This is a genomic window from Brevibacillus soli (genome assembly GCF_044759095.2).
Classification (GTDB): Bacteria; Bacillota; Bacilli; order Brevibacillales; family Brevibacillaceae; genus JBIYSM02.
This window is the reverse complement of record NZ_JBIYSM020000013.1, coordinates 14,553-39,818: the sequence shown is the minus strand read 5'-3', so window position 1 is coordinate 39,818 and position 25,266 is coordinate 14,553. Positions and strand designations below refer to the sequence as shown.

Here is a 25,266-nt window from a genome sequence, read left to right as displayed (position 1 = left end):
AACGATAAATAAAAGGCATAATACGTGAGATACATTGGGAAGGAGAACGTTCACACATGGAAACCAAGACGGTTCAACAACTTGCAGACGTACTGGCAGCAGCCAACACGCATTACAATCTGCCGGTAGCCCAACTTGTCGAGATGGCAGTAAAACGCGGGGAAGGCATCCTGACCGACAAAGGGGCGCTCAACGCGTTGACAGGGAAGTTTACAGGCCGATCGCCCAAAGACAAGTTTGTGGTGGACGAAGCCTCTGTGCGCGACAAAATCAACTGGGGTGCGGTGAACCAACCGATCTCCACAGACAAGTTCCAGGCGCTGTACGAGGATGTGCTGGAGTACCTGCAGGGAAAAGAACTGTTCGTCTTTGACGGCTTTGCCGGAGCAGACAAAACCTACCGTCTTCCGATCCGCGTGGTGAACGAATTTGCATGGCACAATCTGTTTGCGCGTCAACTGTTCATCCGTCCGACCGAGGAAGAACTGGCTCAGCATGAAGCGGAATTTACCGTGATCTACGCGCCGACGTTCAAAGCCAACCCGGCTGTTCACGGAACCAACTCCGAAACATTCATTATGATCAGCTTTGAGCAAAAAACAGTGCTGATCGGCGGAACGGAATACGCGGGCGAGATGAAAAAGTCCATCTTCAGCGTGATGAACCTGCTGCTCCCTGAGCGCAACGTGCTCTCCATGCACTGCTCCGCCAACGTGGGCAAAGATGGCGACGTAGCCCTTTTCTTCGGCCTCTCCGGTACGGGTAAAACGACCCTCTCCGCCGACCCGGACCGTTTCCTGATCGGCGACGACGAACACGGCTGGTCCGACAACGGGGTGTTCAACATCGAGGGCGGCTGCTACGCCAAGTGTATTCGCCTGTCGGAAGAAGGCGAGCCGCAAATCTGGAAAGCCATTCAATTTGGCACGGTGCTGGAAAACGTCGAGGTCGATCCGGCGTCCCGCCAAGCCGATTACGATAGTGAAAAGTACACGGAAAACACCCGTGCCGCCTATCCGGTGGAAGCCATTCCGGGCGCGGTAATCCCGGGCGTAGGCGGTCATCCGAACGTCATCATTTTCCTGACCGCAGACTCCTTCGGCGTGCTCCCGCCGATCTCCAAACTGAGCAAGGAGCAGGCCATGTACCACTTCCTCTCCGGCTACACCAGCAAAATGGCCGGTACCGAGCGCGGCATCACCACACCGCAGACGGAGTTCTCCACCTGCTTTGGCTCTCCGTTCCTACCGTTGCACCCGGTCGTATACGCCGAGATGCTGGGCAAAAAGATTGACGAGCACAATGCAGAGGTGTACCTCGTTAACACCGGTTGGACCGGCGGACCAGTTGGCGTCGGCAAGCGTATGAAGCTGGCGTATACCCGCGCGATGGTAACGGCTGCGCTGAACGGCGATCTGGAAAAAGTGGAGTACGTGACCGATGCGACCTTCGGTGTGCAGGTGCCGACTTCCTGCCCGAACGTTCCTGCAGAAGTGCTGCAGCCGCGCAACACCTGGGAAGACAAGGAAGCGTACGACAAGCAAGCGCGCGAACTGGCGAGCCGTTTTGTTGAAAACTTCCGGAAGAAGTTCCCGAATGCGGCGGATATTGCCAAGGCAGGCCCGCAACTCGGTTAATGAAGACGACCACAGGCTGTTGTTATCCGCATGATGACAACAGCCTGTGCCTTTTTATATCCGTAGTTTGAAAGTGAAAAAACTATCATTTGTCAATAAAATCTGATACGATAGGCATTAAAACGAGTATCTCTTTTGTATATATCAGTCATACTGATATATAAAGGAGGCCGAAGGAAATGGGGAAAAAGATGATGAACTATACTGTTCAAAAGACTCGACCTGCCGTTGCTCCCAGCCTTTTTGAAAAAGAAGCTGTACGCGTTCAAGCATGGACCCAAAAAGCTGGCATATCCAACGATCAAATGAATAAGCATCTAAAAGATGTTTTGAACAAATTTCGCAACAGAAAAAATCCGTAGGAGCTGCTTACGTTTATGTCGTACAAGCCCCTTCTTGTAGTAGATACAAACGTATTTATTAATGCTTATTGGCCCGAAATAGGGAAGAACATGAGTTGCGATGAAGAGATTACTCGTCTTGTAAAGGATGGAAAGGTACATCTGGGGATGTCCAATGCAACAGCAGACGAACTGGCTATCATTGCTTCTTCTGCTATTTCTTTAGCTCAGGAGTCAGACTCTTTTGAATTATACATGATCATTGCGGATTTTATGAGACGGGCCAGACCATACTGGATTCCAAAACCTGTACCAAGACGTGAAATTTCGATCCATGATGATAACGATCTTAAATTTCTCTTTTTGGCTATTCAACTTGGTGCTGATTACCTCATCACGAACGACAAAGAAAGTGGTCTCCTTGATCTAAGTATAGAAGAAACCAATCAGGTGAAAGTAGTACAGCCACTTAGATTTGTTCGTGATTATACGACCAATCAATTGCATCGAAACCCCAATAAAATTGAAAAAGTGGATAAAAAATGACATTGCATTGGTCAACACCGATATAGTGGACACTGAAAAAAACACCGAGGAAGCAAGCTGGCGTCGATATTCAACTGACGTCAGCTTTTTTCGTGTATAAGAATTTATAAAATTGGACATCCCATACAGCCACTAGAGAAGTGTTCGGGGCCCCAGCCGACACCAGCGATCGCTTAAGTTGGCTGGGTTTTCTTAGGTTCCACTGTGAACGATCGTTGTTTTAAAAAGTGTATGACTTTCTCAATTCGCCTTTGCGCCTCTTCCATTGTCCATATAAACCTCCTATCTTGTCATTTCCAACCACCTTTTTTGGACTTTATTCTCCACCTCATGTCAGGTATCCCCAGCTCTTTTTGCCCCTTCTTAGCCATATACATGGGTTTGCCGCCAGGGTGTTTTCCAATGTCTACTTCTTCCTGACGGCTTTTTTGCTTTTTTTGGATAAAATAAGCGGGTGCCCAGAGTAAAGAGAGGACTTTCTAAATATAATGATTTAAAAATTACAGATATGTTCCATTCCTTGCTTTATAATTATTCTTATTATAAGATAGTAATTGAGAATGGATTGAGAATAACCCAGCTCATTTAATCGTGACGGAGGGAAAAAACATGACAGCAGTACCGCATTTGCAGATAAAAAATCTTCGTGCAAAAATCGAAGACAAAGAGATTCTGAAAGGCCTCAACCTGGAGATCAAGGGCGGCGAAGTGCACGCCATCATGGGTCCGAACGGAACGGGTAAATCTACTCTGGCTTCCACGCTGATGGGCCACCCGAAATACGAAGTAACCGAAGGCGAAGTGCTGTTGAACGGAGAAGATGTACTGGAAATGGCAGTCGACGAGCGCGCGCGTGCCGGTCTGTTCCTGGCCATGCAGTATCCATCCGAAATCAGCGGTGTGACCAACACCGACTTCCTGCGTTCCGCAATCAACGCGCGCCGCGGTGAAGGCAACGAGATTTCCCTGATGAAGTTTATCCGCGAACTGGACAAGAAAATGGCCGCCCTGGAAATGGATGAGTCCTTTGCGCACCGCTATCTGAACGAAGGTTTCTCCGGCGGTGAGAAGAAACGCAACGAGATCCTGCAAATGATGATGCTGGAGCCGAAAATCTGTATTCTCGACGAGATCGACTCCGGTCTCGACATTGACGCGCTCAAAGTGGTGGCGAACGGCGTGAACGCAATGCGCTCCGCAGAACGCGGTTTCCTGATTATCACCCACTACCAGCGCCTGCTGAACTACATCAAGCCTGACTTCGTTCACGTGATGATGCAGGGCCGCATTGTCAAGTCCGGCGGTCCCGAGCTGGCAGAGCGTCTGGAGGCAGAGGGCTACGATTGGATCAAAGAAGAACTCGGTATCGTTGATGAAACCGTAAACGCAAACGTGTAGGAGAGGGAGGGCATTAGTGAGATGAGTGTGGAAATGCAGCTCCGCTTCGACCGCGAAGCAATTACGGAGTACTCCAAGGCAAATCAGGAGCCGGCCTGGTTTCTGGAAAAGCGTCTCTCGGCCCTTGAGGCTGCAGGCAAGCTGGGGCTTCCTGTTCTGGAGAAGACCAAGATCGACAAGTGGAACATCGAGCAGTTTTTGCCGTTCCAGACGAGCGGTAAAGCGGCAGGAAAAGCCGAATTGGACGACGTGGTGAAGGCGCAAATCGACGTTGACGCGGTGAAAAACCTGCTGGTTCAGAAAAACGCGTCCATCGTGTACCACGCAACAACAGAGGAACTGGCGAAGCAAGGTGTCATATTCACGGATCTGGCCACTGCTCTGCGCGAGCACGGCGATTTGGTGCAAAAATACCTGTTGAATGTGGTGAAATACGATGAACATAAATTGACGGCCCTGCATACGGCCGTTGTAAACGGCGGTGTATTCCTCTACGTGCCGAAAAACGTGGTCGTGGAAGTTCCGCTGCAAGCCGTATTCGAAGTGGCCGGGGAAGACGCGCTGCTCTGTCCTCACGTTTTGATCGTGGCGGAAGCCCACAGCAAGGTGACGTATGTGGACACGTACGTGTCTATAGAGGGCGTCAACATGGTGGCGAACAGCATCGTGGAAGTGTATGTCGGACCGGGCGCTTCTGTACAGGTAGCCTCCGTTCGCTCCCTGTCGGAAAACGTCCATGACTACACATTCCGCCGCGCCGTGGTCGATCGCGACGGTCACATGGAATGGATTTTGGGTGAAATGAACGATGGCAACACGGTGGCCAACAACACCACTGTTTTGAAAGGCAACGGTTCCCGTGCAAATACCAAGACCGTTTCGATCGGTACCGGCACCCAGCGTCAAAACCTGACTTCCCAGGTTCAGCACATCGGAACCCACTCCGAGTCCGACATGGTGAGCAAGGCCGTGATGACCGGAGAAGCAGTCTCCATTTTGAACGGGATCACCAAAATTGAGAAGGGCGCGGAAAAGGCGAACGGCGAGCAGGCGGAAAACATCCTCATGCTCAGTGAAAAAGCGCGCGGTGACGCCAATCCGATCCTGCTCATTGACGAAGATGACGTAAAAGCAGGCCACGCAGCATCCGTAGGACGTGTGAGTGAAGAAAGCCTTTACTATCTCATGTCCCGCGGCATTACGCGCCAAGAAGCGGAACGACTGATCATTCTCGGATTCCTTGACCCTGTCGTAGCAGAGATCCCGATCGAAGAAGTGAAAAACAGACTTCGTCAGGCGCTCGAAAGGAAGTTGGGCTAATGAACGCCAAGGAGCTTAGGCAATACTTTCCCATCCTCAATCAGGAAGTAAACGGCCATCCGCTTGTTTATCTGGACAATGCGGCTACGTCGCAGAAGCCGATTCAAGTGATTGAGGCGTTAGACAAGTACTACAAGGAATACAATTCCAACGTGCACCGCGGTGTACATACGTTGGGCTCCAAGGCGACAGACGGTTATGAAGGCGCCCGGGAAAAGGTCCGCGCCTTCATCAACGCCAGGGAAATGGCGGAAGTCGTCTTTACCCGCGGAACGACAACCGCGGTGAACATGGTGGCAAACGGCTACGCTCGCGCTATTCTGAAGCCCGGTGACGAGATTGTCACTACAGTGGTGGAGCACCACAGCAACTTCATTCCGTGGCAGCAGGCAGCCAAGGCTACCGGCGCCACCTTCAAGTTCATCCCGCTTCAAGAAGACGGTACGGTCTCCCTGGAAGCGGTGAAAGATACCATTACGGCCCATACTAAGATTGTCGCCATCCACCACATCTCCAATGTGCTGGGTGATACGACCCCGGTGAAGGAAATCGCCGAGATTGCCCATCAGCACGGAGCCATCCTGTTCGTCGACGGAGCGCAGGGCGCCCCGCATAAAAAGATCGACGTGCAGGAGCTGGATTGCGACTTTTACGCGTTTTCCAGCCACAAGATGTGCGGACCGACCGGCGTCGGCGTACTCTACGGCAAGCGCGCGCTGCTGGAGCGGATGGAACCGTTTGAGTTCGGCGGGGAAATGATTGACTTCGTCGAACTGTACGACTCCACCTGGAAGGAGCTTCCGTGGAAATTTGAAGGAGGAACGCCGATCATCGGCGGCGTCATCGGTTTGGGAGCAGCCATCGACTTCCTCAACGAGATCGGTCTGGAGAACATCGAACGGCATGAGAAAAAACTGGTCTCCTACGCGATGGAGCAAATGCGTGAGATTGATGGTTTGACTGTCTACGGTCCGAAAACGGATCGAAGCAGCTTAATTACGTTTAACCTGGCAGACGTTCATCCGCACGACCTGGCAACGGTGCTGGACAGCCACGGCATTGCGGTGCGTGCAGGTCACCACTGCGCACAGCCGCTGATGAAATGGCTGCAGGTAACAGCCACCGCCCGGGCAAGCTTCTATCTGTACAATACGGAGGAAGAAGTGGACGTATTTGTCGCCGGGTTGAAAAAGACAAAGGAGTACTTTGGAAATGTCTTCTCTTGATGATCTGTACCGCCGAGTCATTATGGACCACTACCAGAAGCCTCGCAACCGCGGCAAGCTGGACGAATCGGAAGGACTTATCGTTAACTTGAATAACCCGACCTGCGGCGACAGCATTTCACTTTCTCTGAAAGTAGAGAACGGCAAGGTGACAGACGCCAGATTCCTGGGCGAAGGCTGCTCGATCAGCATGTCTTCCGCCTCGATGATGACGGAAGTGATCAAAGGAAAACCGGTCGAGGAGGCGCTCAAGCTGGCCCAGATCTTCTCTGACATGATGCAGGGCAAAGAGATTGACGACTCTGTCGACCTCGGCGATATTGAGGCGCTGCAGGGAGTAGCCAAGTTCCCGGCACGCATCAAGTGCGCGACACTGGCCTGGAAAGCGTTGGAGCAGGGTATCAAACAGGCAGAACAATCATAAACAAGGAAGGTGATTTACCATGGCAAAGAAAGCCCCTGAAATACAGGATTACCAGTACGGCTTTCACGACAAGGACGTCTCCGTCTTCCGTACGAAGAAGGGCTTGACCCGCGAGATCGTCGAAGAAATCTCGCGCATCAAGGGCGAACCGGAATGGATGCTGGAGTTCCGTCTGAAGGCGCTGGACATTTTCTACAGAATGCCGATGCCAAAATGGGGCGGCGATCTGGACGATTTGAACTTTGACGACATTACCTACTACGTCAAGCCGTCCGAAAAGACCGGCCGCAGTTGGGACGAAGTACCGGAAGAGATCAAGGCGACTTTTGACAAGCTGGGAATTCCGGAAGCGGAGCAGAAGTTCCTGGCGGGCGTATCGGCCCAATACGAGTCCGAGGTCGTGTACCACAACATGCAGGAAGACCTGGAGGCAAAAGGCGTTCTCTTCACGGACATGGATTCCGCGGTGAAGCTGTACCCGGATATCGTGAAGGAATACTTTGCTACCGTGATCCCGCCTGCTGACAACAAGTTTGCGGCTCTGAACTCGGCTGTGTGGTCCGGCGGTTCCTTCATCTACGTGCCAAAAGGCGTGAAGGTGGAAACTCCGCTGCAGGCGTACTTCCGCATCAACTCGGAGAACATGGGTCAGTTCGAGCGTACGCTGATCATCGTCGACGAAGACGCCTTCGTTCACTACGTAGAGGGCTGTACAGCGCCGATTTACAGCACGGACTCGCTGCACTCGGCAGTCGTTGAGATCATCGTAAAAGAGCGCGGTCGCTGCCGCTACACCACCATCCAAAACTGGTCCAACAACGTGTACAACCTCGTGACCAAACGCGCAGTTGCCTATGCGGATGCCACCATGGAGTGGATTGACGGCAACATCGGCTCCAAGCTGACCATGAAATATCCGGCCGTCGTGATGAAGGGGCCACGCGCCAAAGGCACCGTTCTCTCCATCGCGGTTGCGGGCAAAGGACAGCATCAGGACGCCGGCGCGAAAATGATTCACCTGGCTCCGGACTGCACGTCCACAATCATTTCCAAGTCGATCTCCCGCGACGGCGGAAAGGTGACCTACCGCGGTCTGGCACAGTTCGGCCGCAAGTCGGACGGCTCCAAGTCCAACATCAAGTGCGACACGCTGATTTTGGATAAGTTGTCCACGTCCGACACGATTCCGTACAACGAAATCATGAACGACAACATTACTCTGGAGCACGAAGCGACCGTTTCCAAAGTGTCCGAGGATCAGCTCTTCTACCTGATGAGCCGCGGTCTCACCGAAGCGGAAGCAACCGAGATGATCGTCATGGGCTTCATCGAGCCGTTTACGAAAGAACTGCCGATGGAGTACGCGGTTGAAATGAACCGACTGATCAAGTTCGAGATGGAGGGCTCCATCGGGTAAGACAGTGTGGAAGAAGCATGCCTTTTGCGGAAGGCATGCTTTTTTCCACGTACATACCTGTTTGGAGGAAATATCTCATATGAATAGGAATGTGGTAAACCAGATTCTCTCTCATTGTACGCGAATGTTTCGCTGTGAAGGTGACTTGTACCAGACGGAAGAAGCGGATGTGCTGCTGGCTGTCTTCCCCGCGACACGCAAACGGGGATGGTGGACGTACGTTACGCTGGAATTGCATCGCACCGGCAAAACGGAATGTGCCATGTACTCGTACCGGTTTGAACCACGGTTGATCCCGATCCTGGGACATGCAGCCCGGCAGGTACAAAAACGATGGGAGCAAAAGGGACTCCCGCTCCAATCCGGTGACGTGATTCCGCTGTGCGGACCGGTGGCCAAAGGGTCGCAGTTAAACAAAGGGCTGGTGACTCCGGCCTATTTTGAGGAGGAGGACTTTGCCTGTTTTACCAATGGCAGCGACGTGGTGCACATGATGATGATCCACGCCATCGCCGAAGCGGAGGCGGAATTTTTGGCACGGGAGGGCTTGGAGGCCTTGGAGGCTGTTTTCCGGCTGGCACAGGTAGATTCGCTGGATTTTGCCCGTTCCCCTGCCATCCAAGAGGGAGAGGGCGCGTGATGAATCCGATTAAGATGCGAGTGACGGTCGTGGTGGAGCATCAGGGAAGCATCTTGTTGATTAAAGAAAAGTCCGGTAATGAGCTTTATTACAGCCTCCCCGGCGGCAGCGTGGAATATCTGGAAACCATTCCGGAGGCGACGAGGCGCGAGGTGTGGGAGGAAACCGGCGTCCTGGTGGAATTTGTGCGGATGCTTTGGCTGGACGAACGTATCGATAAATCCGGGGACGGAAAACATACGGTAGGCGTAGGCGTGCTGGCAAGACCGGTAGGGGAGGATTCCACGCCCATCCCCGGCGGTGTAGACGACGAACAGATCGTCTGGTCTGGCTGGGTGACCTTGGACCAGTTTCGCAGCTGTCCGTTGTACAACCTGATTCGGCGTGATCAGGTGATCAAGGCTCTGAGCGAACCGGATTACAAACCTGATTACATCGGAAACGTGATATAAGGACGGACTTTCATGAAAGCAAAGCCGGGGATCCAGCTAAAATATAAACAGGTTTCTAAAAAATAGATAGATTCTCACTGAGAAAACGAGAAAAGACGTGATTCCAAGAAGAATCCGTGGTTGGCACACTTCTTGCTTTTAAAAACAGCAGCACCGAAAAGGGCAAAACCCCTGAAAAGGGGTGACGCAAAGCTACAGGGACTTCGTCCGAAATGGTCATGTTATGGTGCAATCTACATGAATGGAGGAAGATCTATGCAAAAGTGGATGGCCAAGCCATGGTTCGTCACCCTTCTTCTCGTTGCTACTACGGTGATTGTAGCAACAGCACCATTCCCGAGAAAATAGTCTTGCGTTTCGAATCCGTTTTTTAAGAAAAAATCGCTCTGCCTTGCGGGTAGAGCGATTTTTCTTATCGTGTAGGAAAGTTTAAGGGCTTCACCGTGTGAAAGCGTCCTGAAATAAACTTTCCGGAACGCATAAAAAGTTTCCTCTAACGAAGAACCAGCTTCTTCGAGAGGGCTTCAATCGAAGCTTTTTTTATGATGTTTGCTTTAACCCGTCAGGAAACCCGGTTCCATCAAAATGCTCATGTTGATGGAGGATAATGGTACTCATCAATTCCATTTCTGGACATGCTTTCGATATTCATTCTCTTCGTCAATGGTAAATTTCCCCCTGCGCTTCCAAAGATGATCAAGCAGGGCGGTTTTTCCGGGGAAAGCGGGACGGGTAAGGAAGTGTTTGCCCAAGCGGTTCATCATGAGAGTGACAGAAGGAAAGGTCCCTTCATTGCCCTGAACTGTTCTGCCATACCCAGGGATTTGTTTGAGGCAGAACAGTTTGGTTATGAAGAGGGAGCCTTTACCGGGGCAAAGAAAAATGGAAAGCCCGGTTATTTTGAAATGGCAAACGACGGCACCCTTTTTCTCGATGAAATCGGAGACATGCCCCTTGAGATGCAGACGAAGCTGCTTCGCGTGATTCAGGAACGACGGTACGACGGAATACATGATCAACCCGTACCTGCATTCGGGAGACCTTGAACGATTAATCAATTTTTCCGGAATTGCCGAATTCATAATCGAATTATATAAACAGTATGAAGATATTGAAGAGATTAGTATTCTCAACGGACCGGCCTGGTTAAAGGGAAGGAAAAACCGGGTGATCGAACCGCAAACAGACCTCCCGATTCTCTATGGTTCCAATGAGTATTACCTGCCGCAGGACAGGGAAAAGATTTCCCTTCTCCTGGAAACATACGAGAGTCAAAGTCAAACGTTCACACGAGACAATCTTTTCCTGCGAAAACATTACATCCCGTTGCCTGCTCAAAGAGTACTGGTTATCGTACAAAACGAAAAACGACTGGAAACAACCATCTTTAATTTGAATCTGTTCTTCAGCGGTTTGCTGCTGGTTTCCGGAATCTCCCTGGTGGCCATTCTGTGGAGAATCACGAGAAAGCAAATCTACTTGCTGAGTATGGAGCGAAAGCGGCTGGAGCTGGCGGAACAGTTTAAACGCTCGATGGACATGCTGCCCAATCTGCTGTTCAAGTGCCAGCGGAACGATCAGGGCGCCATCTCGTTTACGTATCTGGAAGGGACATCGCTTGAAAAAATGGGAGGCAAACCGCTGATGGATCAACTGCTGCCCTATGATCAGGTGCTGCCTCTGCTGAAGAGACATGAGAGGGAACTCTTGCAGGCCTTTCATGGGGAAACGGTCCAGTTTGAGATCAATGTGGGAGAAGAATTTTATCAAGCGGTTGTCAAACCCATCCCGCTCCATGAAAATGCTGATGTATTGGGAATTGCCGGGTATGCGACAGATATTACGGACCGAGTCCGATTGGAAAAGGAACTGGAAGCGGCAAGGGATGAGGCGTTGAAGCTTTCGCAGGCGAAGTCCACCTTTTTGGCGATGATGAGTCATGAGTTGCGAACACCCCTCCACTCTACGTTAGGAATGCTGGAATTGCTGCAGCAGACCACACTCACAACCACACAGCGTGAGTATCTCCATACGGCACAGACAGCGGGCAATGCGCTTCTGGTATTAATTAACGACCTCCTTGATCTTACGCGGCTGGAATTCGGCAAGATCCCTCTGAACAAGCGATCCTTTTCCATCTCGACTTTCATGAAAGAGGCCGCACAGCTCTTGACCGTTCTTGGGGAGAAGAAAGGGCTCTCCTTGACGTACTCGGTTTCCTCCTCCGTCCCGCCTGTAGTTGTGGGAGATTCGGATCGACTCAGGCAAATATTGGTGAATCTCATCGGAAACGCCATCAAGTATACGGAGCAGGGGAGTGTCAGGGTTCACCTTGAACGGGTCGGCGGCACGGAAGACGAAGCGACTCTCCTGTTTACCATTCGCGATACGGGTATCGGCATTGCACGGGAACATATCGAAACGATCTTTGAGCAATTTTCCCAGGCGGACTCTTCCATTTCCAGACAATTTGGAGGAAGCGGCTTGGGACTAACCATCTCCAAACATCTTATTGAAAAAATGGGGGGAACGATATCGGTTGAAAGTGAACCGGGGATGGGAAGTACTTTCTCCTTTACCCTTACTCTCGGAGTTTCCACAGAAGCTTCTGTTGAACAGGCTGTGGAAAAACAGGAAGTCTCTCCCGTCGACATGGAGTCAGTCAGGATCTTGCTGGTGGACGATTCTCAGGAGAACCGAAAGCTGATCAAGGTATTTCTCTCAAAACTTCCTGTACAAGTTGATGAAGCCGAAGATGGACAGAGGGCAGTCGAACTTTTTCAATCGAAACCATACGATGTGGTACTCATGGATATTCAGATGCCGATCATGGATGGATACAGCGTGACGCAGGCGATTCGACGCTGGGAAATGGAGAATGGACGATCTCCAACGCCTGTCATTGCCTTAACGGCCCATGCGCTGCCTGAAGACATTCAGAGGAGTGTGGAAGCCGGATGCACTGCGCATCTTTCCAAACCTTTCACAAAACAGGCGTTCTATTCCTGTCTGGGTAGATATATCCCGATTCACTTGCAGTACTTGAAATAAGAGATGTACCATTCACATTCAAATCAATGTAACCTTTTGCCCGGTCATCCGTATGAAAAGATGAGGAAAAACTGGAAGGGTGTGACAGTCGTGTCCTGGCTGGATTCCATCTATCTCATCTGTATCGGGGTTGGACTTGTTTATACCTTTGTGACGCTGTTCCTGGGGGATGCTGCATCCGATTGGCTGAACCACGCCCATCTGCCTGTGCTGCAGCCGGTTTTGTGGGTGAGCGGTTTGACCGCATTTGGCGGGGCGGGGTTTCTGCTTTCCCGGTTAACCTCGTACTCCCCGCTGACGTCGCTCGCTCTGGCAGCCATCGGGGGCGTTGCTTTGGCCATCGCAGCGTATTTCATCTGGGTGGAGCCGATGAGTGATGCGGAAGCCTCTACCGGCTACTCCATGCAGCAGCTGGTTGGCCGCGTTGGCGAGGTGTGGACGACGATTCCGGAGAAGGGATTCGGCGAAGTTCTGATTTCCATGGTGAGCGGCACGACCCACCACATGGCGGCCAGCCTGACCCGCGAGCCGATCAGGGAAGGTACACGGGTACTGGTAGTGGAGGTCAGGGAACACGTACTGTATGTCACACCTTTGCCAAATCAAGGGGAGAGGGAGAGCTTGCATGATGCTGAATGAACTGACGATGTTGATTACCGTTGCAGCAGTGGTTAGCGTCTTCGTCATCTTGGGGATCGCGTTCTGGGCGCGCTACAAGACGGTAGGCGCCGACGAGGCGATGATCGTGACGGGTAGTTTCCTGGGGACGAAAAACGTCCTGTCTGACGAATCCGGGCGCAAGATGAAGATCGTCCGCGGCGGCGGTGCCTTTATCCTGCCGATTTTCCAGCAAGCCAATTTCTTGAGCCTGCTGTCCCACAAACTGGACGTCTCCACGCCGGAAGTGTACACCGAGCAAGGAGTGCCGGTGATGGCAGACGGGGTTGCCATCATCAAGGTGGGCGGCTCGATCGAAGACATCGCTACCGCAGCCGAGCAGTTTATGGGGAAAACGGACGATGCACTGAAAGGAGAGGCTCAGGAGGTGCTGGAGGGGTATTTGCGGGCCATCCTTGGCAGCATGACCGTGGAGGAAATCTACAAGAACCGGGAGCGTTTCGCCCAGGAAGTGCAGGCCGTAGCTGCCAAGGACCTGAAGAAAATGGGGCTCTCCGTAGTCAGCTTCACGATCAAGGACGTCCGCGATAAAAACGGCTACCTCGCCGCTTTGGGGATTCCGCAGATCGCTGCGGTAAAACGGGACGCCACCATCTCTCAGGCCGATGCCGACAAGGAAGCGCGCATCCGTCAGGCGCAAGCAGAGCAGGAAGCACGCAAGGCCGAACTGTTGAAGGAAACCCACATTGCCGAAGCGGAGAAGGAAAAGGAACTGAAGGTGGCCGCCTATAAACAGGAGCAGGATCGGGCGAAAGCTACCGCTGACCAGGCGTACAAACTGCAGGAAGCAGTGACCCGGCAGCAGGTAACGGAAGAGGAAATGAAGATTGACATCGTCCGCAAACAAAAGGAAATCGAGCTGGAGGAGAAGGAAATCCTTCGCCGTGAACGGCAGTATGACGCCGAAGTGAAGAAAAAGGCGGATGCCGACCGGTACGCCGTGGAACAGGCGGCAGAAGCGGAAAAAGCGAAGAAGATGCGGGAAGCCGACGCGCTCAAGTACCGGATTGAGGCGGAAGCAAAAGCACAGGCCGAGCAAAAACGCCTGGAAGGGTTGGCGATTGCCGAGGCGGAAAAGGCGCGCGGCAGCGCGGAAGCGGAAGTGATCCGCCTGAAGCTGGAAGCCGAGGCGGAAGGGAAGGAGAAGCTGGCGGAAGCCTTCGAAAAGTTCGGTCAGGCGGCCGTTCTCGATATCGTAGCCAAAATGCTGCCGGAGTTGGCCGGGAAGGTTGCCGAGCCGATGAAAGCGATCGACAAGGTAACCATCGTGGACGTCGGCGGCGGCCAGGGCGACGGTGTCAACCGCTTGAGCGGGAACGTAACGAAACTGATGGCGCAGCTGCCGGAGATGTTGAAGGATGTATCGGGGCTGGACATGAACCAGATGATTTCCAGCTTTATGAAGCAGGGCAGCGGTGCCATGCCGCAGGCTCAGCCATCTGCTCCTGCCGTTTCCGACAAAACGGAGTAAAAAGGTTTTGGCACAGCGATAGGGAACATCTCTTGTAACAAGCAGGAGATGTTTTCTTTTTTTAGAAGTTTTTGATAAAGAAGAGGGAGGGATGTACCATGAGATCGTGTATGGAGTTTCGGATGCCCCAAACCATCCTGTATGGACGTGGTTCGTTCTCGAAAGCGGGGGAGCAAGCCGGACGTTTTGGCAAAAAGGCGCTGCTCATCAGCGATCGGGTGATGGAAGAGCTCGGAAACACAGAGGAATGCCTGCATTTAATGAAACAGGCTGGAGTTGATCATGCCGCTTACCTCCATGTAAACACCGAACCCACGGACGTGTATGTGGAAGAGGCGCTCCGTCTCTTTGTTGACGAAAAGTGCGACGTCATTGTCGCTCTCGGCGGAGGAAGCTGTATCGATGCAGCCAAGGCTGTCGCATTGGTTGCTGCCAATGGAGGCTATATTGGCGACTACATGGGAGGGAAGACGCCGGTTGAGCGTGAACCGATTCCCTTGATTGCCGTACCGACTACGGCCGGTACGGGTTCGGAAGCGACCGACGTAACCGTGATTACGAATACGGCAGACGATGTGAAGATGATGATCAAGCACCCGGCGTTGCTGCCGTCTGTGGCGATTGTCGATCCCCTTCTCACGATGTCATCGCCCCCCAGCGTGACGGCGGCAACCGGAGTCGATGCGCTCTGTCATGCGATCGAAGCGTACATTTCCCGGCGCGCCCAGCCGCTTACGGATACGTTGGCTCTTTCCGCTATTGAGCTGATCAGCCGAAATCTGCGAAAGGCGTACGCGAACGGAAATGATCTGGATGCGAGGGAACAAATGGCGCTGGCTTCGATGAAAGCGGGTGCTGCCTTTTCGAATTCGTCCGTTTGTCTCGTACATGGAATGTCTCGCCCGATCGGTGCCGTCTTCCACGTGCCGCACGGGGTATCAAATGCCATGCTGCTGCCGGCAGTGCTTGCGTATACAAGAGACAGCGCCATGGAACGGCTCGCGGTGATCGGCCGACTGATGAAGCCGGATGGCCAAGGACTTTCCCATGAGGAATGGGCAGATGTGGCCATTGCCGAGGCGAAAAGGCTCTGCCGGGACTTGCACATTCCCACTGTGAAAACATGGGGAATCGACAAGGCGAAATGGGATGAAAAGGTGCAGAAGATGGCAGCAGACGCCTTGGCAAGCGGCAGTCCGGGGAATCATCCGCGGGTGCCTTCCCATGATGAAATTGTCCGCCTGTATGATATTTGCTATCATTATGACTTTCACGCAATCGAGTCGGTTGTGGAGTAGGAAGAGGAGGAAGAAACGTGAGTGATCTGCGGTTTCAATTGGAAGCGGCGTGGCATGGAGGCAGATTGGGGACGGGTGAGCTGAAGGCAGAAGGATTGCAAACGGCCATCTCCGTTCCGCGTGAGCAGGGAGGGCCGGGAGTGGGGACCAATCCTGAGGAGCTCTTGATTGGAGCGGCCATGAACTGCTATATCATTACGCTGGCTGCGATATTGGAAAAGCGCAATTTGAAAGTCCAATCCTTAACGCTAAAATCGGAAGGCATCCTAACGGTGGAAAGCGGCAATCTCGGCTTTCGTGAAATCATCCATCGCCCAGAGATGATCCTTGCGGACGGAGATGAAAAAACGGCGGAGGCGGCCGTACATGCGGCTCATCGCGCAGAACAGGTATGCATGATCTCCAAAGCGATGCGCGGCAACGTGGAGATCAGCGTGGAGCCGACCGTACGGATTGCCGGGGCCTAACGATCGCCGGTAATGAGATAGGAACGCTCCTGAAAAGCGCCTTCTGCCCACTGGTAGACCCGCAGTTCAGGCTGTATGCCCTGCAGGGAGAGAATCCAGTAGCTCAACTGCGCGTAGTGCCAGCCAGCGGCATCGGCCTGGGAGGGAACGGGCGGTGAGTGGGGATGCGTATGCAGCACGCCCAGCCACTCCAGGTCGGCCCGGCTGATTTCACGCAACGCGCGCACCAGGGAATCGCCGTCCCATTGATAAAAATGAGTGGCTGGCTCGATGGGACGAAGCGGGATATGCATGGTGATGTCTGCACCGCGGCCCGCCAAAAGAGCGGAATATTCATACGGAAACGCCTCTTGTGCTTCGGTCAGGAGGCGTTTCGCTACTTTCCCCGCAAGAAATAGTTTGGTATTCTTATTCGCGAAGGGGTGCCCAAGAGGAAACATCTCGCAATCCTCCGTTATCTGTACTGGAATTACCAACTCTCTGTAAGTGTTGGAGGTTTCTTTGCTATGAATACTATTCATGTGGGAGTGTGCGGCTGGGGAGATCACCACGATCTGTATCCACAAGGCGTACGGACAAAAGACAAGCTGTCCGTCTACGCCAGCCACTTTCCCATCGTGGAAATTGACAGCTCGTTTTACGCCATTTTACCACAAAAGAATTATGAGACGTGGGTGAAGGATACGCCGGACACGTTCGGCTTCATTGTCAAACCTCATCAAGCCATGACCGGCCACCAGCGGGGTGATGCCCCTCTGGACCGGGAGGAGCTGTTTCAACGGTTTGCCGACAGCATCCAGCCGCTGGTGGATGCGGGCAAGCTGAGGGCGCTCTTGTTCCAGTACCCGCCGTGGTTTGATTGCACCCGCGAACACGTCCTTTACGTACAAGCCTGTCGTCAGGCATTTGCCGACTATCCCGTAGCGGTAGAGTTTCGGCATCGCAGCTGGTTCGACGAGCGCTTTCGGGACAAGACGCTTTCATTTCTGCGCGATCTGGGCGCTGTGCACGTGCTGTGTGATGAACCGCAGACAGGGAACGGCTGTGTGCCCATCGTGGTGGCCGTCACCCATCCCCGGCTGGCCCTTGTCCGCTTTCACGGGCGAAACACAGCGGGATGGCGGGATCCCGGCAAGGGACAAAACTGGCGGGATGTCCGTTACCTGTACAACTACAGCGAAGCAGAGTTGAGCGAATGGGTTCCGCACATCCGGGAGATTGCCAAGCACGCGGAAGACGTTTGCATTTTGTTTAACAACAACTCCGGCGGGGACGCAGTCAACAATGCCAAACAGTTTATGCGAATGCTGGGCATCCAGCCAAGCGGACTGAATCCCCGGCAAATGGAGCTGTTTTAGGAAAGAAGGAAGCATACATGACCACTCTTGCCGTCTTGTTTCTGTTCATAGGTCTGATCGCCGGAGCGATTGGCAGCGTTGCCGGGCTTGGCGGCGGCGTATTTTTCGTACCGTCCCTGCTGTTTTTCGTCAACCAGTACCATCCCGGTTCCATGAGCCCGCAGGTCGCCGTGGGTACCTCCCTGATCGTCATTGCGGTCACAGCCCTGTCTTCATCCCTCTCTTATCTAAAGCAAAAGCGGGTGGATACGAAAATCGCCTGGTTGTTCTTTTTCGGAAGCACCCCTGGTGCTATAACGGGTGTCTATCTTAATACATTACTACCAGTGGAGACGTTTTCGCTTCTGTTTGGCCTGTTTCAGCTCTGCATGTTTGCGCTGATCATGGCGAAGGACAGAATGAAGCCGCACTCCATTCACTGGGACGTCCATCACCGTTTCGTCGACTCGGAGGGCGTGGAGCACGAGTACGGCTACAGCCGCTGGACCGCCATCCTCGTCTCGTATCTGGTCGGGGTCTGTTCCTCGCTGTTTGGGGTAGGGGGCGGCGTTTTGATGGTGCCAGCCATGCTGATTCTGTTTCGGTACCCGCCCCATATCGCAACGGCAACTTCGATGCTGGTCATTTTTTTATCGGCAGTAGTCGGCTCTACAACCAATGTACTGCACGGCCATGTAGACTGGCTGTTCGCCGCCATGCTGGCGCCCGGGGCCTGGGCGGGCGGAAAACTGGGCGCGTTCGCTGCTGCCCGGATGAAGGGCCGAACCGTTGTGATGGTGCTGCGTGTGCTGATTTTGGGGATTGCCATACAAATGATCGGGGAAGCCGTCTTGAAGTAGTTTTGCTTTCAGAGGAGGGAGGCGAGAGCAGTGGCAGGCGCTTGTAGGACCTTGCATATCTTGCACACGAACGACCTGCACAGCCATTTTCGCAACATGCCGCACATCTCAACGTGTTTGCACCGGCACCGTGCGGAGTGGGAGAAGCGGGGAGAACACGTGCTTACCGTCGATATAGGAGATCACGTGGATCGGATGAACGTAATGACCGAAGCCACCTGGGGACACAGCAACGTAAAGGTCTTGAACCACAGCGGCTATCAGTACGTAACGATCGGAAACAACGAAGGCATCACGTTTCCCAAGGACAAACTGGATGAGCTGTACGAACAGGCGGACTTTACCGTGATCGTCAACAATCTGATTGAGCCGGCCACGGGCATGCAGCCGCACTGGGCGGTACCGTACGCCATCCACCAGTGGCCCGACCTGCGCGTAGCCATCCTTGGCGCCACCATTGCCTTTTCCCCGTTTTATCAGATGCTGGGGTGGGAGGTGTCAGATCCGGTTCCACACATTCGCAATCAGGTGACGGCATTGCGTTCCCAGGCGGACCTGATCGTCGTCCTCTCTCACCTCGGTTACCAGCAGGACGTGAAGCTGGCGCAGGAGGTGCCTGGCCTTGACGTCATTCTGGGCGCCCATACGCATCACTTGCTGGAGCGAGGGGAAACGGTGGAAGGCACCCTGATTGCCCAGGTCGGCCGCTTCGGCGAATACGTCGGACACGTCCAGCTGACGCTGACGATGGAGGACAATCGCGTGTTGGATGCTGTTGCGGAGGTATTTCCCGTCAAAGACTATCCGCCCGATGAAGAACTGCAAGCGCTATTGCTGCAGGAAAAACAGGCGGCGGAAACCCTGCTGGCCAGGCCGGTAACACAGCTTAAGACCGATCTGCAAATCGGATGGACGGAGGAGACCCCGTTCGGGTCAATGCTGGCTGCAAGCATTCGCCGCTGGACCCGGGCGGAGGTAGGTCTGGCCAACGGAGGGCTGCAGCTGACTCCGCTGCAGAGGGGTACGGTTACGTACGGCGATTTGCTGCATTGTCTTCCCCATCCGATCAACCCCTGCGCCGTGACCCTGACTGGTGCACAGCTGCTTCAGGTGCTCCAGCGCTCCATTCAACCGGAGGCCGTACATCGGGAGCTGCGCGGTTTCGGCTTTCGCGGCAAGCTTATCGGGTGGTTGGGCGTGGATGGCCTGATCGTTCACTATGGTGACGACTCTGCCGGGCGCCGGATCACGGGAGTGCAAGTGAACGGCCAGCCCCTGGATCTCCACCGGGATTACCGTGTAGGTACGATTGACATGTTCATGTTCAGCAGGATTTACCCGGAGCTGTTGGAGGGGCGGGACCTGCGTTTCTTCCTGCCGGAAATGCTGCGGGAAGTTCTGGCGGAGACGATCCGAGACGAACAGCTGATACAGGAAAGCTTTCAGCCGCGTTGGCTGCGGGTGTGATCGGTCATCCTGGTTTCACTGCTCCCGCCCTTTTGGGGAATGATAAAAGGGGGAAAGGAGGAGTGAGGATGCGGTTTATCGACGAGGTTTATCAAATGTACCGGGGTCATTTCAACGGAGACGAGGAAGATATCGTCGCCATCGTCGTCGGAATTCTGGCGGAACAGTCAAGAAAAGACATGCAGACGATCATTGAGAGCATGGACGATGAAGAGCTGTTCCAAATGCTGGCCACCTACATGATTGAAGTGATGAAGCGCAAGGTCGCGATGGACGACGAGCGTCCTCTTGGTCATTCGGGCATTCTGCACTGAGAGGAACACCATTTTCCCGCGGAAAACATAGGATGTTAGCGCTGAAGTCATCTACATGACGGGAGGAATTCGATGATTGACGTACAGCCGATCCGGTTTGAAGAAGGTACCGCCATTGCCGTAACGGTACGGCTTCCGAAGACAACGCTTCTGGCCGTTGCCACGGAAAAAGGATATATCATGTGCGGAGCGCTGGATGTAGGGCTGCTGAATGAGCGCCTCGCGAGCAGGGAGATTATTGCCGGCCGGGCGGTAGGGGTCAAGACGATTCAGGAACTGCTTGATGCCCCCTTGGAGTCCGTCACTGTTACGGCAGAACGATTGGGAATTACCGCAGGAACAACTGGCCGCGACGCCGTCCGAAAAATGTTCTAGAAATGCATGCGTAACAGCGCCTCTGGGAAAAGAGACGCTGTTTTCATTTTTTGACAAAATGGAAAAAGGTATGTAGAAAGAGATCGAATCAAGTATAATGTGGGTATGACTAGGAAAGGCGAATAGAATGCGATGAGACTTGTTCCCATATCCCAATGCCAGCCGGGTGACATACTGGCCCGTTCCGTTTTTTCCGACAACGGAACGACGCTGATCGGTGCCGGAGTAGTGCTGACGCATCGAATGCTGGATCGACTGAAAAAAATGAATATTATCAAGGTTTATATTCAAGACAGTCGAACCGCCGATATTCTGCTGGAGGACACGGTATCAGAAAGAACCCGGCAGGAAGCGATGGCTGTCATTCACGAAACCTTCCGCTCCGTAAAAGATTCGCCGCAGAAATGGCAGCAAACCTTTCACGACAAACAGTTTGGCAGGCAGTTCAGACAGGTGATGTCCTCCGTCGTAGACGAACTGAAGCAGAACCGGACGGCCATGAATCTGCTGGGGGACGCCTGGGCGTCCAATCATTACATATTTTCCCATTCCTTTAACGTGGCGCTGTATGCGACTGCCCTCGCGATAAAGTCCGGTTATGCCGAAAAAGAGCTGATTGAAATCGGCATGGGGGCTTTGCTTCACGACGTAGGAAAAATGGCGATTCCCTGCGAGATTCTGCAAAAGCCGGGTCAGTTGACGGAGGAAGAATTTGAGATCATGAAGACGCATACGGAGTACGGGTTTGAGATGCTTCGTCGGCTGGATGAGATCCCGCTTCTGGCTGCCCACTGCGCGTATCAACACCATGAACGCTGTGACGGCTCCGGCTATCCCCGCCAGCTGAAAGGGGAGGAAATCCATCCGTATGCCCGGATCATTGCGGTGTGCGACGTATTTGACGCCTTGACTTCGCACCGTGTGTACCGTCCGTCTGTGCTTCCTCACGAAGCAATGGAGGTGTTGTTCGCAGGTGCGGGCACGCTGTTCGAGCAGCGGATGGTTGAGCATCTGCGCGATACCATTGCCCTGTATCCGTTGGGGATGACGGTTACCCTGAATACGGGGGAGGTCGGAGTCGTCATCGATTATAACAAAGGGCTGCCCAGCAGACCGATCTTGCGGATCCTTACCGACGAAAACGGTCAACCGCTTGAGCATCCGCATGAATACGACTTGTCCAAACGGATGCATCTCATGATTGTGCAGACGGAAGCTCTTCTCTAAAACGTCAGAGCCATTCCTTTCGCTTGAATATGATGTACATGGTGACACCGATGAAGCCCATGAAGCCCAGGACGATGTAGTAGCCGTACGGATTTTTTAACTCCGGCATGTATTCAAAGTTCATGCCGTAAATACCGGTTACGATCGTGAGCGGCATGAAAATGGTGGTCAACGCGGTGAAGATCCGCATGATGTCATTGGCCCGGCCGGCGACAGAGGCTTGATACGCTTCGCGAAGGTTGCCGATCAGCTCCCGGAAGGTGTCAAAGCTCTCCACGACCTTCACCGCGTTTTCCAGGATGTCGCCAAAGTACTTTCGCAGATTGGAATGAATAAGCGGAAGTTCTTTTTTATTCAGCGCGTCGATCAGATCGCGCTGGGGAAGCAGCATCTTGCGCGCATACAAAACTTCGCTGCGCAGCCCGATAATTTGATTCAACTGCGATTTCCGCGTGTTCATCAAAATCTCCACTTCCAGCTTCTCGATCAACTCCTCGATTTTTTCGATCACGTCAAAGTATCTTTTCACAATCTGATCCACAAGGTGGTAGAGGAACGTGTCGGGACGGTTGACGTCTTCCTCCCGGATTATCTGGGACACCTTGTCGAACTCCTCCACTTCATGCTTGGTGACGGTAATGATGAAATGGCCTCCCAAAAAGATGTTGACTTCGCGCAAAAAGATGTCCTGGTTGCGGAACTGGACGCTGTTGATCACGATGAAGTAGTGGTCGTTGTAGACCTCCAGCTTCGGACGCTGCTCTTCCTCGTCGATGCAGTCCTCGATCGCCAGGTCGTGCAAACCGAACAGCGGCTGCAGCACGTCCAGGTCGAACAGCTTGGCGTCGATCCAGTAAAAGCCGTTGTCAGGCGGGATGAGAGCCTCCTCGATCTCGTCGATTTGGGTCATCAGACCGTTTTGTACCAATCGAATCTTCATGTGTATTCTCCTACCATGATGATGGGTTACTCATTCTTCTGCCCGGGTTTGGGTGTTTCTTTTTTTCCTTCCGTCATCCGCGGCAGGATGTTCGCTATGATGTACTCATAGGCCATCTTCATTGCTTCGCGGCTGGGGGGCTTGCCGACCAGCTTCGGCTTGGATGAATTCACGCTCATCGCCTCCAGGCTTTCGCAGGATTGCCGCAGAAGCGGCATCTACTAGAGAGGGTATGAGCGTCAACTTGTCTGCTTGCCCGAAAGCAGCTGCCATGTTCTCCTCCCAGTGTAAAAGGTTCCGGTCCGGAAAGCAAAGCAGCCCGAATCCGCTCCTCCTCATAGGTTGACAACCGTCAGGATAAATCAGAAAATTAGGTCAAGCAATCGCTTTCAATTGTTTCTGGATACCACGAAAATGGAGGTTATGGGATGACACGTACTCGTTCCGTTGTCTGGGAACCGTCGGAAAAGCTGATCCAGGAGAGCAATTTGCAACGTTTCATGAATCAGGAGGGCATCTTGGACTACGATACGCTGCTGAAGCGATCGGAAGAAGATGTGCGGTGGTTTTGGGATGCCTTTGTCCGATTTGCCGGAATTGAGTTCTCGCAGCCGTACACCGATATTCTTGATCTGTCACAGGGAATGCCCTGGCCCAGGTGGTTTGTGGACGGCAAGATCAATCTGGTGCATAACTTCCTCGACAAGTGGGCGATCAACCCAAAGACAGCGGAACGTCCTGCCTTGCTGTGGGAAGGGGAGAACGGGGAGGAGCGCCGTTACAGCTTCGCCGATCTGTACCGGGAAGCGAATCGGTTTGCCAATGCGCTTACTAGCCTGGGTGTCGGCCGAGGAGACCGGGTCGCCATCTACATGCCGATGATCGCTGAAACGGTGATTGCCCTCTATGGGATTTACAAGGCGGGCGCGGTCGCTGTTCCGCTGTTTTCCGGATTCGGACCGGAGGCGGTTGCCGTACGCCTTAACGACGTGGAGGCCAAAGCGGTGGTGACGGCAGACGGCTTCTATCGCGGCGGACAGCCTGTTCTACTCAAGCACGTCCTCGACAAGGCGCTGGAGTCGGTCGGCACGGTGCAAACCGTACTGGTTGCAGAACGGCTCGGGGAAAAGGCGATGTACGCGCCCGTTCGGGACCATCGCTGGAGCGAGGTGGTATCTACCGCGTCAGACCGGTTTGATACCGTGCAAACAGAGGCGGAAGAAATCTGCATGGTCAGTTATTCTTCCGGAACGACCGGAAATCCCAAGGGGATTGTGCACGTCCACGGCGGCATTGCCGTGAAGACCGCAGAAGTGGGGATGTTCGTCTACGATACGCATCCCGACGACATCATGTTCATGATCACCGACTTCGGCTGGATGATGGGGCAGCTGCCGCTGTTTTCCGCGCACACGGTGGGGGCTCCTTACCTGATGTACGAAGGGAGCCCGATGCACCCCAATCCAGGTCGTCTCTACGAGATTTTGCAAAAGTACCAGGTTACCATATTTGGCGCTCCGGCGACGGCGCTTCGCCTCTTGAAAACCTATGCCGAGCCGTTCCGTCAGGCGGCCGATCTGTCGCACCTGCGGATTTTGGGCCACACCGGCGAGCCGATTGACGAGGAGACGTGGAACTGGTACCTTTCCTGGACCGGGGGAAGAGCGCCGATTATCAACGGTTCGGGAGGAACGGAAGTGTTCGCGGAGATTATCTCGTCGACTTGCGTCCAGCCGCAGAAGCCAACCTGCCTGGGGCTGACGCCGGCCGTCGGAGCGAGAGTCGTGGACGAGTTTGGCCTTCCCGTCCCGCCCGGCAAGCCCGGCTACCTCGTGTTTACCGTACCCCAGCCGGCACAAACACGCGGGTTCTGGAAAAATCCGCAGCGCTATCTGGATACCTACTTTACTCTGGGAACAGAGATGTGGTGGCAGGGTGACATGGTGCTGGTGGATGATGACGGGTTCTGGTTCCACCTGGGGCGGGCAGACGACGTGATCAAGGTCTCCGGCCGACGAACCGGTCCGGGAGAGATTGAGGACGTGGTCAATCAGTATCCGGCAGTGCTGGAGTCTGCTGTCATCGGCATCCCCCATCCGATCAAAGGAGAAGACATTGTCGTCTTTGCCGTCTTGAAACCGGGCCAGGAAGCAGAGCCGACAGCGCTGAAGCAGCATGTCTCCGCTGCGTTGGGCAAACCGTACGAACCGGGCGAAGTCCACTTCGTCAAAGACCTGCCGAAGACGCGTACACAGAAGATCATGCGCCGCTTGATCAAGCAGAAATTTCTGGGGGAAGCACTGGGGGATACCTCCAGCCTGATGAATCCAACAGCGATTGACATTCTGCCCTGCAAGACGTCGTAATTGGAAGAGCCCTT

26 protein-coding genes, 1 pseudogene and 1 riboswitch are annotated in these 25,266 nt (G+C 53.6%); of the genes and pseudogenes, 23 read left to right on the top strand and 4 right to left on the bottom strand.

Annotated elements, in window-relative coordinates; all coding sequences use genetic code 11:
* Positions 1–56: 56 nt before the first annotated feature.
* The 10 genes from pckA to ACE99V_RS07425 all read left to right on the top strand — a co-directional run bounded on the left by pckA (position 57) and on the right by ACE99V_RS07425 (position 9,401).
* Complete coding sequence (gene pckA / locus ACE99V_RS07470; RefSeq protein ID WP_400490438.1) at positions 57–1,637, top strand: phosphoenolpyruvate carboxykinase (ATP); 1,581 nt, start codon at positions 57–59, stop codon at positions 1,635–1,637.
* A gap of 179 nt (positions 1,638–1,816) precedes the next feature.
* Positions 1,817–1,999 (top strand): hypothetical protein, encoded by a 183-nt coding sequence (locus tag ACE99V_RS07465; protein ID WP_400490437.1) that lies wholly within the window; start codon positions 1,817–1,819, stop codon positions 1,997–1,999.
* Positions 2,000–2,014: 15 nt separating this feature from the next.
* Positions 2,015–2,524, top strand: a complete 510-nt coding sequence (locus ACE99V_RS07460; protein WP_400490436.1) for a PIN domain-containing protein — start codon at positions 2,015–2,017, stop codon at positions 2,522–2,524.
* A 609-nt stretch (positions 2,525–3,133) separates the two neighbouring features.
* Complete coding sequence (gene sufC, locus ACE99V_RS07455; RefSeq protein WP_400490435.1) at positions 3,134–3,922, top strand: Fe-S cluster assembly ATPase SufC; 789 nt, start codon at positions 3,134–3,136, stop codon at positions 3,920–3,922.
* 21 nt (positions 3,923–3,943) lie between these two features.
* Complete coding sequence (gene sufD / locus ACE99V_RS07450; protein WP_400490434.1) at positions 3,944–5,242, top strand: Fe-S cluster assembly protein SufD; 1,299 nt, start codon at positions 3,944–3,946, stop codon at positions 5,240–5,242.
* Positions 5,242–6,468, top strand: coding sequence for a cysteine desulfurase (locus ACE99V_RS07445; protein ID WP_400490433.1), 1,227 nt, complete (start codon positions 5,242–5,244; stop codon positions 6,466–6,468). Before sufD ends, ACE99V_RS07445 begins: the two co-directional genes overlap by 1 nt.
* Complete coding sequence (sufU, locus tag ACE99V_RS07440) at positions 6,455–6,892, top strand: Fe-S cluster assembly sulfur transfer protein SufU (RefSeq protein ID WP_400490432.1); 438 nt, start codon at positions 6,455–6,457, stop codon at positions 6,890–6,892. The genes ACE99V_RS07445 and sufU overlap by 14 nt, the downstream gene beginning before the upstream one ends.
* A 19-nt stretch (positions 6,893–6,911) precedes the next feature.
* Positions 6,912–8,309 carry a Fe-S cluster assembly protein SufB gene (sufB, locus tag ACE99V_RS07435; protein WP_400490431.1) on the top strand — a complete coding sequence of 466 codons (1,398 nt, stop codon included), beginning with the start codon at positions 6,912–6,914 and terminating at the stop codon, positions 8,307–8,309.
* A gap of 79 nt (positions 8,310–8,388) precedes the next feature.
* Complete coding sequence (locus tag ACE99V_RS07430; RefSeq protein WP_400490430.1) at positions 8,389–8,949, top strand: suppressor of fused domain protein; 561 nt, start codon at positions 8,389–8,391, stop codon at positions 8,947–8,949.
* A complete protein-coding gene (locus ACE99V_RS07425) occupies positions 8,949–9,401 on the top strand; it encodes an NUDIX domain-containing protein (RefSeq protein WP_400490429.1) in 453 nt (150 codons plus the stop codon). Before ACE99V_RS07430 ends, ACE99V_RS07425 begins: the two co-directional genes overlap by 1 nt.
* Positions 9,402–9,552: 151 nt before the next feature.
* A riboswitch (cyclic di-GMP riboswitch) is annotated at positions 9,553–9,635 on the top strand.
* A 306-nt stretch (positions 9,636–9,941) separates the two neighbouring features.
* Here ACE99V_RS07425 and ACE99V_RS07420 read toward each other — a convergent pair.
* Positions 9,942–10,049, bottom strand: a complete 108-nt coding sequence (locus ACE99V_RS07420; protein ID WP_400490486.1) for an HD domain-containing phosphohydrolase — start codon at positions 10,047–10,049, stop codon at positions 9,942–9,944.
* 68 nt (positions 10,050–10,117) lie between these two features.
* Here ACE99V_RS07420 and ACE99V_RS07415 point away from each other — a divergent pair.
* The 6 genes and pseudogenes from ACE99V_RS07415 to ACE99V_RS07390 all read left to right on the top strand — a co-directional run.
* Positions 10,118–10,411 (top strand): annotated as a pseudogene (locus ACE99V_RS07415) (sigma 54-interacting transcriptional regulator); the annotation flags it as partial.
* Position 10,412: 1 nt separating this feature from the next.
* Positions 10,413–12,452 carry a hybrid sensor histidine kinase/response regulator gene (locus ACE99V_RS07410; RefSeq protein ID WP_400490428.1) on the top strand — a complete coding sequence of 680 codons (2,040 nt, stop codon included), beginning with the start codon at positions 10,413–10,415 and terminating at the stop codon, positions 12,450–12,452.
* A gap of 90 nt (positions 12,453–12,542) precedes the next feature.
* A complete protein-coding gene (locus ACE99V_RS07405) occupies positions 12,543–13,091 on the top strand; it encodes an NfeD family membrane protein (RefSeq protein ID WP_400490427.1) in 549 nt (182 codons plus the stop codon).
* Positions 13,081–14,601 carry a flotillin lipid rafts scaffold protein FloT gene (gene floT / locus ACE99V_RS07400; protein ID WP_400490485.1) on the top strand — a complete coding sequence of 507 codons (1,521 nt, stop codon included), beginning with the start codon at positions 13,081–13,083 and terminating at the stop codon, positions 14,599–14,601. The genes ACE99V_RS07405 and floT overlap by 11 nt, the downstream gene beginning before the upstream one ends.
* A 98-nt stretch (positions 14,602–14,699) precedes the next feature.
* Positions 14,700–15,899, top strand: coding sequence for an iron-containing alcohol dehydrogenase (locus ACE99V_RS07395; RefSeq protein WP_400490426.1), 1,200 nt, complete (start codon positions 14,700–14,702; stop codon positions 15,897–15,899).
* Positions 15,900–15,916: 17 nt separating this feature from the next.
* Complete coding sequence (locus tag ACE99V_RS07390; RefSeq protein ID WP_400490425.1) at positions 15,917–16,366, top strand: OsmC family protein; 450 nt, start codon at positions 15,917–15,919, stop codon at positions 16,364–16,366.
* Here ACE99V_RS07390 and ACE99V_RS07385 read toward each other — a convergent pair.
* A complete protein-coding gene (locus ACE99V_RS07385; RefSeq protein WP_400490424.1) occupies positions 16,363–16,806 on the bottom strand; it encodes a M67 family metallopeptidase in 444 nt (147 codons plus the stop codon). The genes ACE99V_RS07390 and ACE99V_RS07385 overlap by 4 nt on opposite strands.
* A gap of 66 nt (positions 16,807–16,872) precedes the next feature.
* Here ACE99V_RS07385 and ACE99V_RS07380 point away from each other — a divergent pair, with 66 nt between their 5' ends.
* The 6 genes from ACE99V_RS07380 to ACE99V_RS07355 all read left to right on the top strand — a co-directional run bounded on the left by ACE99V_RS07380 (position 16,873) and on the right by ACE99V_RS07355 (position 21,946).
* A complete protein-coding gene (locus tag ACE99V_RS07380) occupies positions 16,873–17,724 on the top strand; it encodes a DUF72 domain-containing protein (RefSeq protein ID WP_400490423.1) in 852 nt (283 codons plus the stop codon).
* A gap of 17 nt (positions 17,725–17,741) precedes the next feature.
* The gene (locus ACE99V_RS07375) at positions 17,742–18,563 is read left to right on the top strand and encodes a sulfite exporter TauE/SafE family protein (RefSeq protein WP_400490422.1); all 822 of its coding nucleotides are present in this window, start codon (positions 17,742–17,744) and stop codon (positions 18,561–18,563) included.
* A 30-nt stretch (positions 18,564–18,593) separates the two neighbouring features.
* Positions 18,594–20,030, top strand: a complete 1,437-nt coding sequence (locus ACE99V_RS07370; RefSeq protein WP_400490421.1) for a bifunctional metallophosphatase/5'-nucleotidase — start codon at positions 18,594–18,596, stop codon at positions 20,028–20,030.
* Positions 20,031–20,098: 68 nt separating this feature from the next.
* A complete protein-coding gene (locus tag ACE99V_RS07365) occupies positions 20,099–20,344 on the top strand; it encodes a DUF6154 family protein (protein ID WP_400490420.1) in 246 nt (81 codons plus the stop codon).
* Positions 20,345–20,416: 72 nt separating this feature from the next.
* Positions 20,417–20,719, top strand: coding sequence for a YunC family protein (locus ACE99V_RS07360; RefSeq protein ID WP_400490419.1), 303 nt, complete (start codon positions 20,417–20,419; stop codon positions 20,717–20,719).
* A 132-nt stretch (positions 20,720–20,851) separates the two neighbouring features.
* Positions 20,852–21,946: an HD-GYP domain-containing protein gene (locus tag ACE99V_RS07355; RefSeq protein WP_400490418.1), complete on the top strand. Its 1,095-nt coding sequence runs from the start codon at positions 20,852–20,854 to the stop codon at positions 21,944–21,946.
* Positions 21,947–21,950: 4 nt separating this feature from the next.
* On the opposite strand, the gene corA is transcribed toward ACE99V_RS07355, so the two are convergent.
* Both corA and ACE99V_RS07345 read right to left on the bottom strand, forming a co-directional pair.
* Complete coding sequence (corA, locus tag ACE99V_RS07350) at positions 21,951–22,886, bottom strand: magnesium/cobalt transporter CorA (RefSeq protein ID WP_400490417.1); 936 nt, start codon at positions 22,884–22,886, stop codon at positions 21,951–21,953.
* Between the two features lie 26 nt (positions 22,887–22,912).
* Positions 22,913–23,059, bottom strand: coding sequence for a hypothetical protein (locus ACE99V_RS07345; RefSeq protein WP_400490416.1), 147 nt, complete (start codon positions 23,057–23,059; stop codon positions 22,913–22,915).
* Between the two features lie 255 nt (positions 23,060–23,314).
* On the opposite strand from ACE99V_RS07345, the gene ACE99V_RS07340 reads away from it, so the two are divergent.
* Positions 23,315–25,252 (top strand): AMP-binding protein, encoded by a 1,938-nt coding sequence (locus ACE99V_RS07340; protein ID WP_400490415.1) that lies wholly within the window; start codon positions 23,315–23,317, stop codon positions 25,250–25,252.
* Positions 25,253–25,266: the final 14 nt, after the last annotated feature.